Raw genomic sequence first — 13,724 nt, 5'->3', positions numbered from 1 at the left:
ATCTCAGTGACTTATCGCGCTTCCTTGCTGCGGGCGCTTTGTGGCGGCATCGGGGCAGATCCAGCCGCCCGGGACCAAGTCGACGCAATCAGCCAAACTGTTGCACCGATGACACAAAAGCGCCCGCGCCGGCCCGGCGCGTCAGAGCACCAGGGGCAGGACGAAGAAGCCGCCGACCACGACGACGAGGAGGGCCAGCGCCGTCATCGGCAGGTGCTTCTCGATGAAGATGCGGATGTCGTCGCCATAGAAGCGCAGCGCCACCGCGATCATCAGGAAGAAGGTGGCGCGCGAGACGACCATGCCAATGGTGAACTTCAGCAGGTCGAAATGCAGGAAGCCGGACATGATCGTCACGATCTTGAACGGGATCGGCGTCAGGCCCTTCGTCACCAGCACCCAGAACCAATAGTCCTGCGAGGTGTGGATCAGATGCGCGGCCTTATCCTGCAGCCCGTAGAGGCTGATCAGCCACATGCCCAGGGAGTCGTAGAGCAGCGCCCCGATCGCATAGCCGAGATAGCCGCCGAGCACGGCGCCGAGCGAGCAGATGCCGGCGTAGAACCAGGCCCTGTCGGGCCGCGCGATGCACATCGGGATGAGCAGCGGGATCGGCGGCAGCGGGCTGACCGAGCTCTCGATGAAGGTGATGGCGAACAGCAGCCAGGGGGCCGCGGGATGGGATGCGTAGGAGACGCACCAGTCATAGGCTCGCTTGAGCATCGTGACGAAACAACCGGTCCTGGGTTACTGGCTTCAAGGCGCATGGCAGGCTTGCACCTGACGCGCATCTAACCGTCTCGGCGGGAGAATGCCAGAGTTCTCTTACGTGAAGGTCAATTTGAAGACGGAGTCGTGGCCGGATCCGGGCACGACCGGATCGCTCATGCCGGTGCAAGGCCAGGCTTGCCGGCCTCTACGACGAAACTCGCCCTGGTCGCGACTTCCGCGCCGGCCTGCGTGACGCGCTCGAGCAGCCGGTAATCGGCTTGCCAGTGCTCCCTGCCGACCATGTGGCGCATATAGCCGCGCTGGCTGTTGAAATAGCGAATATGCGGGTTCTTCTCGAGGCCGACCTTGCCGGCCCGAGTCATCGCCGCGCCATCGCCGCCGGAGGTGATCGAGGTCGCGACGAATTCGACGCCGACCGTCGACGATGCCGGATCGTCGAAATTGGCCTTCAGCTCGCCGGCCCAGTTCTGGTGGATATCGCCGGTCAACACGACCGCGTTGACGACACGCGCATGCGTCAACGTGTCGAACAGGCGCTGCCTCGCCGCCACCGCGCCGTCCCATTTGTCCATGTGGTAGCTGGCGCGGACCGGCTCGGGGGCGTTGTCGCGCCGCATCATCATCACCTGCTGCGCCAGCACGGTCCAGCGAGCCTGTGGGAGGCGAAAGCCCTCGCCCAGCCATGCTTCCTGCGCCGGGCCAAGCATCGTCCGCTCCGGCTTCAGCGCATCGGCGCAACCGCTCCTCCAGCCGTCGCCGCAAGGCTGGTCGCTACGGAACTGGCGCGTGTCGAGCACATCGATCTGGGCAAGATCGCCATAGCGGAAGCGGCGATAGGCCTGAATCGACGGGCCGTTCGGCAGTGCGCTTCGCCGCAGCGGCATATGCTCGTACCAGGCTTGGAAGGCCGCCGCCCGTCGCAGGGCGAAAATCTCGGGCGGCACGCCCGCCTCCTCCGAGACGAAGCCGGCCCAGTCGTTGTCGATCTCATGGTCGTCGAACGAGACCAGCCAGGGCGCGGAGGCATGGGCGGCCTGGAGGTCGGGATCGAGCTTGTAGAGCGCGTAGCGGCGACGATAGTCGGATAGCGCATAGATCTCGTCGGTCTCGCCGGGCATCACCCTGGCGACGGGCAAAGGCCGATCGCCCGGGCGGATCGTGCGATACTCGTAGATGTAATCGCCGTAGTGATAGACGAAATCGAAGCGCTCCTCCGCGACATGGCGGAAAGCGGTGAAGAAGCCGTCCTCGTAGCGCTGGCAGCCGACCACGCCAAAACGCATCCGTTCGACGGCAGTCCCGGCCGCGGGAAAGGTCCGGCTCCGCCCCGCTTGGCTGCGCACGCCACCGCAGGTGAAGCGGTAGAAATAGAAGCGATCCGGCTGAAGCCCGGCGACCTCGACATGGACGGCATGGCCGAGCTCGGGCCGCGCCAGCCCCGTGCCATGCTGCACGACGCGCGCGAAAGCGTCGTCCTCGGCGACCTCCCACGCGACCTCGACGGCCCGCATCGGCATGCCGCCATGCTCGGCCAAAGGATCGGGAGCGAGCTTCGTCCAGATCACGAAGCCATCAGCCGCCGGATCGCCAGAGGCGATGCCGAGCGAGAACGGATCGGCCTTGAAGACCGGGTTGGCCCAGAGCCGCTGCGCCTGAGCCTGTCCGCCCGCGAGCAGCAGGCCCGAGGCGGCGAGCCCCTGCAGCAGCGACCGGCGCGATGGCGTCCCGATCGTGGTGACGAAATCGTCGGGATCGAAACGTCCGAAGGCGTTGCGGCGAAACATCCTGGCCTCCCCCACCGCCCCTCGAACGCGATCGCAGCGCCCTTATGAAAGCCGCGCCAGCGCCTCGGCGATCTTGAGCTTGCGCGCCTCGGCCGCGGACTTGCGCTCACGGTTCTCCTCGACGATCTCCTCGGGCGCACGCGCCATGAAGTCGGGATTGCCGAGCTTCTTGTCGACGACGGCGATGTCCTGGTCGAGCTTCGCCAGTTCCTTGGTCAGGCGCACCTGCTCGACCTCCAGGTCGATGATGCCAGCCAGCGGCAGCGCCGCGACCTCGCCGCGGACGATGATCTGCGCCGACTGGGCCGGAGAGGCCGTCTCGAAGGCAATGTCCGAGATTCGCGCCAGGCGCTCGATCATCGGCCGCCAGCTCTCGATTGTCGCACGGGTCGCGCCGGAGGCGTTCACCAGCACCAGCGGCGCCTGTGTCCCGGCCGGAACGTTGACTTCGGAGCGCACCGAGCGAATGTCGGAGATCAGATCGACGACGAAGCCGATCTCGGCCTCCGCCGCCTCGTCCTTCAGCGCCGAGAGATCCGGCCAGCGGGTCAGGCAGACGAGCGCGTCGTCGCCCTCCGTCACCTTGCGAGGAGCGCCGACGCCTGCCTTCTGCGCCCAGAGCTCCTCGGTGAGGAAGGGCATGAAGGGATGTAGCAGCTGGCAGATCAGGTCGAGGCAGTAGGCGATCGTCGCCTGCGTCTCGGCCTTCTCGCCCGGGTCGACGCCTTCGCCCTGCAGCACCGGCTTGGCCAGTTCGAGATACCAGTCGCAGAACTGGTTCCAGACGAAGCGATAGGCAGCGCCTGCGGCCTCGTTGAACTTGAAGGTCGGGATACCGGCCGCAATCTCGTCGGCCGCGGTGGCGGCCTCGCTGAGGATCCAGCGGTTGAGCGGCTGCTTCACCTTGGCCGGCTCGAAGCCCTCGGCACGGGCGCAGCCGTTGAGTTCCGCGAAGCGGGCAGCGTTCCAGATCTTGGTCGCGAAATTGCGATAACCCTCGACGCGCGAGGTCGCGAGCTTGATGTCGCGCCCTTGTGCGGCCATCGCAGCCAAGGTGAAGCGCAACGCGTCGGCGCCGTACTGGTCGACGAGCGTCAGCGGGTCGATGACATTGCCCTTCGACTTCGACATCTTCGCGCCCTTCTCGTCGCGAACGATGGCGTGGATGTAGACGTCCTTGAACGGAACCTCGTCCATGAAGTTGAGGCCCATCATCATCATCCGGGCGACCCAGAAGAAGATGATGTCGAAGGCGGTGACCAGCGTCGCGGTCGGGTAGTAGCGCTTCAGCTCGGCCGTCTCGTCAGGCCAGCCCAGCGTCGAGAACGGCCAGAGCGCCGACGAGAACCAGGTGTCGAGCACGTCCTCGTCGCGGGTGAGCTGCACCGGCCCGCCATAATGGTTGACCGCCAGCGCCTGCGCGGCGGTCTCGGATTCGGCGACGAAGCACTCGCCGTCCGGCCCATACCAGGCCGGGATCTGGTGGCCCCACCAGAGCTGGCGCGAGACGCACCAGGGCTCGATGTTCTCCAGCCAGTCGTAATAGACCTTGGTCCAGCTTTCGGGCGTGAATTTCGTGCGCCCGTCCTGCACCGCCTTCAGGGCGCGATTCGCCAGCGGCTTGACGTCGACATACCACTGGTCGGTCAGCCAGGGCTCGATCACGACGTCGGAGCGGTCGCCATGTGGCACGGTGTGCGTGTTGGGCTCGACCTTGGCCAGCAGGCCACGCTCGGCCATGAGGGCGACGACGGCCTTGCGGGCGGCAAAGCGATCGAGGCCGTGTAGCGCGAGCGTCGCCGCCTCGGGCGCGCTGCCGTCGAGGAAATCGGCGTTGTCGGCCAGCAGGATGCGCGCCTCGCCATCCAGGATGTTGATCACGGCGAGCTTGTGCCGCTTGCCGACCTCGAAGTCGTTGAAGTCGTGCGCCGGGGTGATCTTGACCGCGCCGGTGCCCTTCTCGGGGTCGGCATAGTCGTCGCCGAAGATCGGGATGACGCGGCCGACCAGCGGCAGGACCGCATTCCTGCCGATCAGATGTCCGAGCTTCTCGTTCTCGGGATGAACGGCGACGCCGGTGTCACCCAGCATCGTCTCCGGCCGCGTCGTCGCGACGGTGATGAAGGTCGAGGCGTCGTCGGCGTCGTAGGTCACGCCTTCGAGCGGGTAGTTGAAATAGTAGAGATGCCCGTTCGGGTCCTTGGTCAGGACCTTGTCGAGCTTGGCCGCGTCGAAAGCGTCCTCGCCACCGCGCTGCCATTTGAACGAGCCGGTCTTCTCGACCTGCAGGACCTCGAGGTCGGAGATCGCGGTCTGGAACTTCGGGTCCCAATTGACCAGCCGCTTGGCGCGGTAGATCAGGCCCTGCCGGTGCAGACCGACGAAGACCTTGAGGACGGCCGCGCTCAGGCCCTCATCCATCGTGAAGCGCTCGCGCGACCAGTCGCAGGAGGCGCCGAGCCGCTTGAGCTGGTTGACGATCGTCCCGCCGGACTCTTCCTTCCACTTCCAGACCTCGGCCAGGAAGGCCTCGCGGCCCATCGTGCGGCGGTCGGTCTTGTTCTCGGCGGCAAGCCTGCGCTCGACGACCATCTGCGTCGCGATACCGGCATGGTCGGTGCCGGGCTGCCAGAGCACGTCCTTGCCGCGCATGCGCTCGAAGCGGCAGAGCACGTCCTGCAGGGTGTTGTTCAGGGCATGGCCCATATGCAGCGAGCCGGTCACGTTCGGCGGCGGAATCACGATGCAATAGGGCTCGGCGCCAGCTTGAGCGCCCCGGCCGGCGGCGAAGGCATTCGCCTCCTCCCAGGCCTTGCTGATCCGCGCCTCGACGGCGGCCGGCTCGAATGTCTTGTCCATCATCGCTTCGCTCGAACGCAGAACGGCCGGGGGCGAGCCCCGGCCGTGGGATTTAAGGCCTGAAAGGTCGGAGGACTTAAGAGCCCAAGCAGACCCCTCGCGTCAACCATAGCGCCCGCAGCAACAGCATCGCGCGGACAGCGCGGCGTGGCCGGAACAGTTCACCCGGGCAGGTTCGACTGCAGGAACCAGAGCGCCTTGTCGAGCATGCGCGAATAGGCGGTCAGCAGATCGGCGGTACCGGCATCGCCCGCCTCGTCGCTGGCATCGATCGCCTCGCGCACCAGATTCGCGGTCTCGGCGTAGCGTGCGATCAGCGCGTCGAGATGATCGCGCACGGAGACGATCTCGGTGGGATAGGGCTTCAGCGATGTGGAGGCAGCCGTCGTCTGCGTCGTGCCGAACGCGATGCCGCCAAGCTGGGCGATGCGCTCAGCGACCGTGTCGACATGGTCGTCGAGCTCCTTGCGGAAGCCGTCCAGCATCAGATGGACGCCGATGAAGCCCGGCCCCTTCAGGTTCCAGTGCGCCTGCTTGGTCAGCAGGGCGAGATCGATGCCGTCGGCGAGGCGCGCATTGAGGAGGCCGGCGATCTGGCTCTTCGTGTTGGAAGCAAGGTCGACCTTGCTGCTTTTCACGATCTTCGTCGTCGCCGACTTGGCGAGGCTCTTCGTCCTGGCGGCCTTGGCCGCGGAAGGCTTGGTCGCGGAATTCTTGCCGGCAGCGGCCTTGGCGATGGCGGGGCTGGATGCGGGCTTCTTCATGATCTGTCCCTCGGATTCTGTGCGGCTGGCGCGGCAGGAGCCGCGACGCTGATACGCATGAGCGCCGAAGGCGTTCCATCGCTGGCGCCTGTTTCGTTTTCGCGCCGGCAACGGAACCGTCGCACGGTCCGTCGGTTGAGGTCTCGACAAGCGAGGAGCTTCACCATGAGCCATCACACCGATCAGGACAAAGTCTGGGACCTCATCGACGACATCAAGTTCGCGATGCTCGTCACCCATGACGGCCAGGGCGATGAATTGAGGGCCCGCCCCATGCACGCCCATGGCGAGCGCGACGAGGACGCGATCTATTTCCTCAGCGATCGCCGCCACCACAAGGACGACGAGATTCAGATCAACGACAATGTCTGCGTGACCTTCGCCGACAACAGCGGCATGCGCTACGTCTCGGTCACGGGCACCGCGACCGTGCTCGACGACCGCGCCAAGGTCCACGATCTTTGGGACGCCAGCAACAAGGCGTTCTGGGACGACGAGAACGACCCGAACATCCGCGTGCTGCGCGTGCGCCCCTCGATGGCGGAGTTCTGGGCGAGCCCCGGCAAGATCGTCACCACTGTCAAGATGGCCGCCGCAGCGCTCACTGGCGTCAAGCCCGATCTCGGCATCAACCGGAAGGTCGTGCTGTGATGAACCTGCTCGTTCATGCCGCCGGCGCCTGGATCGCCGCAGAAGCTGCGTCGGGTCGCTATCCTCGCCCCGTCGCCGTGGGTCTGGCGATGCTGGTTTCGCGCCTCGGCGCACCGACCGCCGCAATGACGCTGATGGCGTTCGCGTTCAAGCGCCTCAACGAGGCCGGCGCGTTTGACAGCGTCAAACGTGCCCCGGCGCCACGGCGACGGGCCTTGCGCGGCCGCTGAGCTGTGAGTCGTCAAGCGATGGCGTACGACGGAAGACCGCTCAGTTTCGGCCGCCGCGCGCCACGCGCTCGATCTCGGCGCGCACCAGGCGCTCGACCATCGTCGGCAGGTTGTCGTCGAGCCAGCCCTTCAGCATCGGCTTGAGCATGTCCTTGACGAGGTCCTCGAGCGTGCGGGCGTTGTTCGACAGCACGGTATGGGCGAGCTGTCCGAAAGCGCTGGTCACGGCCGAGCTGGTCTGGTCCGACAGCAGTTGCGCCATGTCGAAGGGCGCGCTCGGTGGCGGAGGGGGCGCTGCCGCGAAGACCGGCGGAGCGACCGGTTCCGGCGGAGGTTCGGGGGCGACCTGGACAGGCTGCGGCTCCGGGGCCGGAGCCGGTGGATCCAGGAAATCGACGTCACCGTCGACGGGCTCTGCCTCCGGCTCCGCGTCGGGCACGAGCGCCGCTTCGGCGCCGAGATCGAGGACATCCGCGTCGATATCGACGGCAGCCGGCTCCTCCGCAACCGGAGCGGGCTCGACAGCCGCCTCGGCAGGCTTGACCTCATCATCCGAAATGATCCGCCGGATGGAGGCGAGAATCTCCTCCATCGACGGTTCGTTGGGCTTCGCTTGCGCGTTCATCTGGATCCGGACCACTCGACTCCGGGCGCACCGAAAGAATCAACGCCGCCCGATTATCGAGTATTTCACGCATCCCTCATCAGGCAAGGCTGCATGTCCTCCCGCCCACAGGGAAAGCTCCGCCTGTTGCGCGAATGTCGATCAGGCCGGCTGGATGCTTGCGCCCGCAGCTCGACGGCCATCCGCCGCCGATCCTTCGCACGGCCTTTCGCGAGCGGCGCCTCGCGCCGTGACGCAGCGCTCAGCGCCCGTCGGGCGTCTGCGTGCCCCAGAGCAGGCCCTTGACCTGGTCATAATGCTTGCGGGCGTCATAGACCTCCGCCTTGAGCCGCAGCGTGGTCGCGGAGAGACGACCGATCGCCGACAGCACAGCGTAGGACGCGACGACGCGATCGCGCTGGGCAGTCACCAGCGTCGAGCGCGCGATGACCAGTTCCTGCTGCGCATTGAGGACGTCGAGTGTCGTGCGCTGGCCGACCTTGGCCTCTTCGCGGACGCCGGCGAGCGCGGTTTCCGCGGCTTGGACCTGCGCCTGGGCGGCGGTGATCTGCGCCTTGGCGGCATCGTGCGCGCCCCAGGCCGAAACCACGGCGGCACGCACGGTGTCGCGCTGGGTATCGACCTCGATCCGGCGCTGACCGGCCGTCTCCTTGGCCTGCCGGGTGCGGGAATAGACCTGCCCACCCTCGTAGATCGGGATCGTCAGGGTCCCGACGACGCTGGCGGAGGTGCGGTTGTCGCCGAAAATGGTGGAATCATAGCGCTGCTGCACCGCGCCGCGGACACCGAGCACCGGATAGAGATCGGCTTCCGTGACCTTGACCTGCAGCTCCGCCGCATCGACGCCGTGCAGCGACGCGATGATGGCCGGATGGCCGGACAAGGCCGTGTTCAATGCGGCAGGCAGCGACTTCGGCAGCAGGTTCTCGACCGGGCGGCCGGGCGCGAGCTGCCTCGGCTCGGCGCCGACATTCTGGCGATAGCGCGCGATCGAAGTCTTCAGGTTCGACTCGGCCAGAATCGCCTGGGATTGCGCCTGCGACAGACGGGCCTCGGCCTGGGCGACGTCGGTGCGTGTCACCTCGCCGACCTGGAAGCGATCGCGCGTCTGGCGCAGCTGCTCCTCGAGAACCTCGACGTTGTTGCGATTGAGCGTGAGGATCGCCGTGTCGCGCAGCACGTTCATGTACGACGTCGCGGCGTCGAGCAGCACGTTCTGCTCGGTGTTCTGCAGGGTCGCCCGCGCACCCAGCACCTGCGATTCGGCCTGGCTGACCGAACTGCGCGTCTTGCCGCCGTCGAAAATGTTCTGGTCGATCTGCACGCCGCCGCCGCGGGGGGCGAGGCGCGTCACCGAGTTTGCGTTGACGCCCGGGACGTTCGCATCGGTGATGCTCGCCCCGATGTCGGCCGAAGCGGTGATGCGGGGCCGGTAACCCGAGAGCGCCTGTGGCACGTTCTCGTTGGTGGCCCGCACCGAGGCGCGCTGGGCATTCAACGTCGGATTGCCGGAATAGGCACGCGCCAGCGCAGCGTCCATCGTCTGTGCGAGCACCGTCGACGAGACGCCGGAGGCAAGCGTAAGACCAAGCGCGACGGCGAAGCGGAGCCCGGTGGTCTTCGTGTTTTTATACCGTCGTATCAATGGACGCCTCTTCTGCCGACTCAAGTCGCGCCCAGGCCTCGCCCTAGCCTCGGCATAGTATCGCAACATTACATAACCCGGTTGGCCTTGTCCGCCAATGTCGAGAGCGGTCCGGGATCGGTTTGAGTTCCACAGTGCCGCAAAAATGCGACACTTTACTTAATCAGAAGACGAAAGCCGGTACCCGGCGAAACTCCGCCAAAACGGGCGCTGCAGCGTCGAAAACCGGACGCCCCGAGACCTTCCCCCCGGACTTCTGGTACAAATTGACCCGCGCCGCGCGGCCGAGGCCGTGGACCGCGATCAGGCGCCCCCCCTCGCGCAGCAGCGAAAAGAGCGCCTCCGGTTCGGTTTCACAGGCGCCGCTGACCAGAATTGCATCGAATTCGCCATCGGCGGAGGGACGCTTCGCCGTGACGGATACCCGTGCGCCAGCAGCCCGGAGAGCCGGTTCGGCGAGCGCGAACGCCTCGGCATCGGGCTCCCAGAGCGTCGCCTGCGTGCCCATCCGGGCCATCAGCGCGGCGCCGTAGCCGGTCCCGCCACCATATTCGAGGACATCCTCGCCCGGTTGCAGGTCGAGCACCTGGATCATGCGGGCGATCACCATTGGCGTCATCAGGGCTCGGCCAGTCCCGGGCAGCGCGACCGGCTGATCGAGATAGGCGAGATGCGACAGCGCTTCCGGCAGGAAGGCCTCGCGCGGAACCTCGTCGGCCGCGGCCAGGACAGCACGATCCGTGACGTCATAGGTCCGCAATTGGCAATCCACCATCATGCGGCGCAATGCGGCGAAACTCTCCATGTGCCGAAATCTCCGTCCGCGGCGCTTGTGGCCTGGCTCTGACACGGTCGGCGGGATGCGCCCATGGCGTCCTGCCCTGACCGGCATCGTTGCCGCCTGTGACTGCTTTCTGTTCGAGCGCGCCGCAAAAGGCAAGACGCCGCGACACCCCAGCCTGACGGCTACCGTCAGGGTGCGAGCTCGTGTCCTTGCGTCATTTCTGGTCGGGAAATTTGGAGGCCTCGCCCGGAATCGAACCGGGGTGCAAGGATTTGCAGTCCTCTGCGTAACCACTCCGCCACGAGGCCTTCCACGGGAGCGCGCCGCAGCGACGTCCCGAAGGCCCGCCTATAACCACATGCCGGCGCCCGCTGCAACCGCCACCTCGCAGAATGATGGTCGGCAACGCATTCCCGTTCGATCCTGTCCGAAAGGGGTTGCGCAGTCGAAGAGGCGTGGGTATACGGCGGCCACTGATCCCGGATAGCTCAGCGGTAGAGCAATCGACTGTTAATCGATTGGTCGCAGGTTCGAATCCTGCTCCGGGAGCCAGCACTTTCCAGGGGCTTGGGTGGAGATCGCCCGGGCCCTTTTTGCTGGCCGGGCACTGGCCCCCGCGACGCACCATCCCGCCCATGTCGATACGCCCCTTCCGCTCGTTCTGTGCGCCATTGTTCGTGCCTGCCGTCCGTTGGCCCGCACTGTCACGAATCACGCCGGCCACGCCGCGGCGAGATTCGGGAAGCCGGTCCGATTCGTCATGCGGCATCGGACAGATTCGCTCTTCACGGCCCCGGCGACCGCGATTCCATCGCCCGCTTGGATGAACGGGAGCGAACTTTTCTCTTCATGGCCGGTTGTCGTTCGACGTCGCATCTTCGGCGACACCGTGATCCCCTCGAGGAGATTGATATGCGTAGAATGATTCTCGCGGCGACCTTCGCACTTGGCTTGGGAGCGATTCCCGGCACGGTGCTCGCCGCACCCGGCTTCGCGTCGCAGCCCGAACTGCCGGCGGCGAGCGACATTGAGCAGGTCCGCGACGGCCACGGTCATTACAGCGGCCATCACGGCTATTGGGGCGGTCCGCGCCATTACCGCAACCACGGGCATGCCTATGGGCGCTATTATGGCGGGCCGCCGCCGCATGCGCGCGCCTATGGCCGGCGCTACCATGATCGCTATTGGAGCCACCGCTGGTGAGGTGATGAGCGCCGCCGGGCCTTTGCCCGGCGGTTGCCGCTCTCAGGCGAAGCGATGTCGACCGGTTGCCAGGCCGCGGCTCGCAAGCGTGACTGGCAGATATCCCGACACAGCCTTACCGATCACGCATGGCCCCCTCATCGCTCCATTGGTTTCGCGACGACCTTCGTCTCGCCGACAATCCGGCCCTGACGGCATCCGTCGCTCACGGCTCGACGCTGTGCCTCTACATCCTCGACGAAGGTGGAGCGCGCCGCCCCCTCGGTGGCGCCAGCCGATGGTGGCTGTCGCGCTCGCTTGAGGCGCTTGCCGCCGCACTGTCGGCGCGGGGCGGAGAACTCGTCCTGATGCGGGGCGATCCGGCAATGATTCTGCCTGAGGTCGTCGCGGCGACGGGCATCGACTTCGTCACCTGGAGTCGGCGCTACGATGCCGAATCGATCGAGCTGGATAGCCGGCTCAAGACCATCATCACAACGACCGGCGCGAAGGTCGCGAGCTTCAACGCAGCGCTCCTGAACGAGCCCTGGCAGGTGACGACCAAGACCGGCGATCCGATGAAGGTGTTCACACCCTACTGGCGCGCCGCCCGCTCGAAGGGCGAACCGCCGGCGCCCATTCCTGCTCCCGGCAGAATCGCCGCGCTCGCGCTCGCACCCGCCGTCGCGGCCATGGCGGTCTCCCTCGCCGAGCTCGCGCTGGAGCCTTCCAAGCCCGACTGGGCCGGCGGGCTGCGGCAAGCCTGGGCGCCCGGCGAGGCCGCTGCCGCCGAGCGCCTGGGTGAATTCCTCTCTGGCCCGCTCGACGGCTATGGCGAAGGCCGGGACCGTCCCGACCGCGCCTCGACCTCGCGGCTTTCGCCGCATCTGCGCTTCGGCGAGATCAGCCCGCGCCAGATCTGGCATGCGACCCGCAGCGCCATGGAGAGCGGGGAAGCCTCGGCCGGATCATCCGATGCCGAAAAGTTCCTGTCGGAGGTCGGCTGGCGCGAATTCTCCTACCACCTGCTATTCCACAACCCCGGATTGGCGACGCGCAACTACAATCCGCGTTTCGACGCCTTTCCCTGGAGGCGCGACGAGGCGGCGCTGAAGGCCTGGCAGCGCGGCCTGACCGGCTATCCGATCGTCGATGCCGGCATGCGCCAGCTCTGGACCACGGGGTGGATGCACAATCGCGTCCGGATGATCGCCGCCTCCTTCCTGATCAAGCATCTCCTGATCGACTGGCGGCTCGGCGAAGCGTGGTTCTGGGACACGCTGGTCGATGCCGATCCGGCCAACAACCCGGCAAGCTGGCAGTGGGTCGCGGGCTCAGGCGCCGATGCCTCACCCTATTATCGCATCTTCAACCCGGTGACGCAGGGGCTGAAATTCGATCCGAAGGGCGCCTATGTCCGTGAATGGGTGCCAGAGCTCGCCGGGCTCGACGACGCATTGATCCATGAGCCGTGGCGGGCCGATTCGCAGGCTCTCGCCAAGGCTGGGATCGCGCTTGGCGAGACCTATCCGAACCCGGTCGTCGAACTCGACTTCGGCCGCAGGCGCGCGCTCGACGCCCTCGCGGCAACGCGGTCCGCCGAGACGGATTAGTCCTTAGAGGACCTTCGCACCGCCCCGGCGCGCGGCCTTGTCGATGATCCAGAAATAGGCCGGATAAGGCAGCAGGTTCAGCAGCTTGAGCAGCCAGGCGAGCCGGCGTGGGAAGGCGATCTCGAAGCCGCCGCGCGCGAAACCGTCGACGATGCGCCGTGCCGCCTCCTCCTGGCTCATGATCAGCGGCATGGAGAAGCTCTTGGTGCGGGTCAGCGGCGTGTCGACCCAGCCGGGATTGACGATCTGCAGCCGGACGCCGCGCTTGTCGCAGGTGAACTTCAGCGTCTCGCAGAGGTGGATCAAGGCGGCCTTCGACACGCCATAGGCGGAGCCCCCAGGCAGGCCGCCATAGCCCGCAACCGAGGCGTTGACCGCGATCTGGCCGCGCCCGCGCAATGCCATGCGCTCCAGGACGGCCGAGAGGCCACGCGCCACCCCGACCAGATTGACTGCGAGGGTGCGCTCGAATGCCTCGATATCGAGAACGCCTTTCGAGTTCGGGGCGATGCCCGCGTTCAGGAAGGCGAGTGCGATCGGCCCCTGCACGCTCTCGATCCCGTCGATGACGGCCTTCATTGAATCGGTTTCGGTGACGTCCCCGGCATGGGCGACGATTCGGCCAGGCAGGCCTTCGGCACGGCGTGCGAGATCCTCGAGTTGGTCGAGACGCCGGGCGGTGATCGCCACAGTCCAGCCGCGCCGCGCCAGTTCCAGCGCCACGGCCTCGCCGATGCCTGAGCTCGCCCCGGTGATCCAGGCGACGCCGTCGCTCGGCTGCATGCGCGGCAGTGACATGGAACCTCCGGGCTGCGGCCGGCGAGCTGTGCTGCTCGGCCGGCAGCCTATCTAGGG

General features: G+C 66.6%; 12 protein-coding genes and 2 tRNA genes. 5 read left to right on the top strand and 9 right to left on the bottom strand.

The window, feature by feature from the left end; genetic code table 11:
- Positions 1–141: 141 nt before the first annotated feature.
- From VGN82_RS11680 to dps, 4 genes are all read right to left on the bottom strand, one after another.
- A complete protein-coding gene (locus tag VGN82_RS11680; protein WP_327527183.1) occupies positions 142–723 on the bottom strand; it encodes a YqaA family protein in 582 nt (193 codons plus the stop codon).
- 161 nt (positions 724–884) lie between these two features.
- Complete coding sequence (locus tag VGN82_RS11675; RefSeq protein ID WP_327527182.1) at positions 885–2,516, bottom strand: alkaline phosphatase D family protein; 1,632 nt, start codon at positions 2,514–2,516, stop codon at positions 885–887.
- 42 nt (positions 2,517–2,558) lie between these two features.
- Entirely contained in the window at positions 2,559–5,378 is a 2,820-nt protein-coding gene (locus VGN82_RS11670) for a valine--tRNA ligase (RefSeq protein WP_327527181.1), read from the bottom strand.
- Between the two features lie 158 nt (positions 5,379–5,536).
- A complete protein-coding gene (gene dps, locus VGN82_RS11665; RefSeq protein ID WP_327527180.1) occupies positions 5,537–6,139 on the bottom strand; it encodes a DNA starvation/stationary phase protection protein Dps in 603 nt (200 codons plus the stop codon).
- A gap of 165 nt (positions 6,140–6,304) precedes the next feature.
- On the opposite strand from dps, the gene VGN82_RS11660 reads away from it, so the two are divergent.
- Entirely contained in the window at positions 6,305–6,790 is a 486-nt protein-coding gene (locus tag VGN82_RS11660) for a pyridoxamine 5'-phosphate oxidase family protein (RefSeq protein ID WP_327527179.1), read from the top strand.
- Positions 6,787–7,020, top strand: a complete 234-nt coding sequence (locus VGN82_RS11655) for a hypothetical protein (protein WP_327527178.1) — start codon at positions 6,787–6,789, stop codon at positions 7,018–7,020. Before VGN82_RS11660 ends, VGN82_RS11655 begins: the two co-directional genes overlap by 4 nt.
- Positions 7,021–7,060: 40 nt before the next feature.
- Here the strand turns inward: VGN82_RS11655 and VGN82_RS26460 are convergent, their stop codons facing one another.
- The 4 genes from VGN82_RS26460 to VGN82_RS11635 all read right to left on the bottom strand — a co-directional run bounded on the left by VGN82_RS26460 (position 7,061) and on the right by VGN82_RS11635 (position 10,382).
- Positions 7,061–7,645 (bottom strand): PopZ family protein, encoded by a 585-nt coding sequence (locus tag VGN82_RS26460; RefSeq protein ID WP_414644275.1) that lies wholly within the window; start codon positions 7,643–7,645, stop codon positions 7,061–7,063.
- Positions 7,646–7,886: 241 nt separating this feature from the next.
- Positions 7,887–9,290 carry a TolC family outer membrane protein gene (locus tag VGN82_RS11645; protein ID WP_327527177.1) on the bottom strand — a complete coding sequence of 468 codons (1,404 nt, stop codon included), beginning with the start codon at positions 9,288–9,290 and terminating at the stop codon, positions 7,887–7,889.
- Positions 9,291–9,453: 163 nt separating this feature from the next.
- Complete coding sequence (locus VGN82_RS11640; protein WP_327527176.1) at positions 9,454–10,095, bottom strand: protein-L-isoaspartate O-methyltransferase family protein; 642 nt, start codon at positions 10,093–10,095, stop codon at positions 9,454–9,456.
- 213 nt (positions 10,096–10,308) lie between these two features.
- Positions 10,309–10,382 (bottom strand) — tRNA-Cys (locus tag VGN82_RS11635).
- A 169-nt stretch (positions 10,383–10,551) separates the two neighbouring features.
- On the opposite strand from VGN82_RS11635, the gene VGN82_RS11630 reads away from it, so the two are divergent.
- From VGN82_RS11630 to VGN82_RS11620, 3 genes are all read left to right on the top strand, one after another.
- Positions 10,552–10,626, top strand: a tRNA-Asn gene (locus VGN82_RS11630).
- A gap of 360 nt (positions 10,627–10,986) precedes the next feature.
- Positions 10,987–11,277 carry a hypothetical protein gene (locus VGN82_RS11625; RefSeq protein ID WP_327527175.1) on the top strand — a complete coding sequence of 97 codons (291 nt, stop codon included), beginning with the start codon at positions 10,987–10,989 and terminating at the stop codon, positions 11,275–11,277.
- Between the two features lie 128 nt (positions 11,278–11,405).
- Positions 11,406–12,869, top strand: a complete 1,464-nt coding sequence (locus tag VGN82_RS11620) for a cryptochrome/photolyase family protein (protein ID WP_327527174.1) — start codon at positions 11,406–11,408, stop codon at positions 12,867–12,869.
- 3 nt (positions 12,870–12,872) lie between these two features.
- On the opposite strand, the gene VGN82_RS11615 is transcribed toward VGN82_RS11620, so the two are convergent.
- Complete coding sequence (locus VGN82_RS11615; RefSeq protein ID WP_327527173.1) at positions 12,873–13,667, bottom strand: SDR family NAD(P)-dependent oxidoreductase; 795 nt, start codon at positions 13,665–13,667, stop codon at positions 12,873–12,875.
- Between the last annotated feature and the right edge of the window lie 57 nt (positions 13,668–13,724).

The organism is Allobosea sp. (assembly GCF_035999205.1).
Taxonomy (GTDB): domain Bacteria; phylum Pseudomonadota; class Alphaproteobacteria; order Rhizobiales; family Beijerinckiaceae; genus Allobosea.
This window is presented reverse-complemented; position numbering and strand designations above follow the sequence as displayed.

What these genes read in the sequence shown, in the direction of transcription:
- VGN82_RS11615 (WP_327527173.1), bottom strand. Translation starts at nt 13,667, where the DNA reads ATGTCACTGCCGCGCATGCAGCCGAGCGACGGCGTCGCCTGGATCACC.
- VGN82_RS11670 (WP_327527181.1), bottom strand. Translation starts at nt 5,378, where the DNA reads ATGATGGACAAGACATTCGAGCCGGCCGCCGTCGAGGCGCGGATCAGC.
- VGN82_RS11620 (WP_327527174.1), top strand. Translation starts at nt 11,406, where the DNA reads ATGGCCCCCTCATCGCTCCATTGGTTTCGCGACGACCTTCGTCTCGCC.
- VGN82_RS11625 (WP_327527175.1), top strand. Translation starts at nt 10,987, where the DNA reads ATGCGTAGAATGATTCTCGCGGCGACCTTCGCACTTGGCTTGGGAGCG.
- VGN82_RS11660 (WP_327527179.1), top strand. Translation starts at nt 6,305, where the DNA reads ATGAGCCATCACACCGATCAGGACAAAGTCTGGGACCTCATCGACGAC.
- dps (WP_327527180.1), bottom strand. Translation starts at nt 6,139, where the DNA reads ATGAAGAAGCCCGCATCCAGCCCCGCCATCGCCAAGGCCGCTGCCGGC.
- VGN82_RS26460 (WP_414644275.1), bottom strand. Translation starts at nt 7,645, where the DNA reads ATGAACGCGCAAGCGAAGCCCAACGAACCGTCGATGGAGGAGATTCTC.
- VGN82_RS11640 (WP_327527176.1), bottom strand. Translation starts at nt 10,095, where the DNA reads ATGGAGAGTTTCGCCGCATTGCGCCGCATGATGGTGGATTGCCAATTG.
- VGN82_RS11675 (WP_327527182.1), bottom strand. Translation starts at nt 2,516, where the DNA reads ATGTTTCGCCGCAACGCCTTCGGACGTTTCGATCCCGACGATTTCGTC.
- VGN82_RS11680 (WP_327527183.1), bottom strand. Translation starts at nt 723, where the DNA reads ATGCTCAAGCGAGCCTATGACTGGTGCGTCTCCTACGCATCCCATCCC.